The following is a 1,647-nucleotide window of genomic DNA, read 5'->3' as shown; positions in this document are numbered from 1 at the left end:
TCCTGTTTTCGTCACTTTTTTCGGGTCACCCGAGACACTTCTTTTAAAATCAATAAGTTAAGTTAAAATGAAGGGGTGTTTTGGGTGACCCGAGGTATTTTAGATGTTTATCCGTGAGAAAAGAAATAAGTCAGGAAGCGTTAGTATTCAAATACTTAGTAAAGAAAATGGACGTAATATTTTAATAAAATCGCTAGGTTGCGCCACCACGCGTCCAGAAATTGAAGCCCTAAAATTACAAGCCCAACATTACTTAGATGAACTCAAACAGCAGCCTACTTTACTCATGTCTGAGCGTGATGAACACACGCTGCAAGCCTTTACCAGTTTAAGTAACAGCAATATCCAAGTGATTGGTCCAGAACTTATCTTCGGGCGTATCTATGATTGGATAGGCTTTAACCAAATCAAAGACGATATGTTCCGCCATCTGGTATTAGCTCGGTTGGCTTATCCTTTGAGCAAATTAAAAACCATTCACTACCTTCGCCGTTATCAAGGAGTGACACTAGAAATCAGCGCCATCTACCGCTTCTTAGATAAATTGGAAGACAAATACAAAGAGCAACTGGAACAGATTTCCTTTGCTCATACTAAACGGATGTTGGGAGGACAAATTAGCGTGGTCTTCTACGATATGACCACTTTACACTTTGAAGCAGAAGATGAGGATGATTTACGCCGCACAGGCTTCTCTAAAGTGGGGAAACATACCCATCCCCAAATTTACTTAGGATTATTAGTCGGTGCTAACGGTTATCCCATCGCCTATGATATTTACGAGGGTAAAACGTATGAAGGCAATACGCTGGTGCCTTTTATTGAACGGATGAGCGAGAAATTTGACTTAGGTAAACCTATTGTTGTGGCGGATAGTGGATTACTCTCTGAGCGTAATTTAACGCTACTTGAACAAGCTGGTTATCAGTACATTATAGGTGCACGCTTAAAATCGGAGAGTAATGTGATTAAGCGAGCTATCCTAGCGCATACCTATGAAGATGGTAAAGCGATTGAGTTGGATAAGGATGATAAACGGTTAATCGTGCACTATAGTCAAGATCGAGCACATCGCGACGCAGATAATCGACGCAAGGGATTAGATCGTTTGGAAAAGCGAATCCGTTCAGGTCATCTGACCAAAGAACATCTCAATAATCGAGGGTATAACAAGTACCTACGGATGCAAGGGGAAGTCCACATAGAAATTGATTATGAGAAGTTTACGCAAGATAAGCAATGGGATGGACTGAAAGGATATATCACCAACACCAACCTAACACCAGAAGAGCTACTAGCACACTATGGGCAGCTATGGCATATTGAACGAGCCTTTAGGATGTCGAAAGCCGACCTAAAGATACGCCCGATTTATCATCGGCTAGAACATCGTATTCGTGCGCACATTGCCTTGGTGTTTACAGCGTACAGTATTAGCAAGACGCTAGAAACTGCGCTAAAACAAGAAAAGTCCTCGCTCTCGTTGAAACAGGCAGGCGAGGTTACTCAAAATATGTACCAGATTGAAATCACCCTTCCAGACCTTAAGCAGAAACAGAAAATCCTGCTGGGTATGGACGAACAACAGCAGGAATTACTGACAATTTGCCAAAAATATTTTTAGGGTGACCCAATGACGAAAACAGG

The 1,647-nt window shown here is 41.8% G+C and carries 1 protein-coding gene; it reads left to right on the top strand.

Going from position 1 to position 1,647, the window contains the following annotated elements; all coding sequences use genetic code 11:
• Window positions 1-103 precede the first annotated feature (103 nt).
• Window positions 104-1,624 carry an IS1634 family transposase gene (locus tag HKX40_RS10525; protein ID WP_171589535.1) on the top strand — a complete coding sequence of 507 codons (1,521 nt, stop codon included), beginning with the start codon at window positions 104-106 and terminating at the stop codon, window positions 1,622-1,624.
• Window positions 1,625-1,647 lie beyond the last annotated feature (23 nt).

The organism is Pelistega europaea, from assembly GCF_013133775.1.
Classification (GTDB): Bacteria; Pseudomonadota; Gammaproteobacteria; order Burkholderiales; family Burkholderiaceae_B; genus Taylorella; species Taylorella europaea.
The sequence above is the reverse complement of the archived record's forward strand: the minus strand, read 5'-3'. Positions and strand labels throughout refer to the sequence as shown.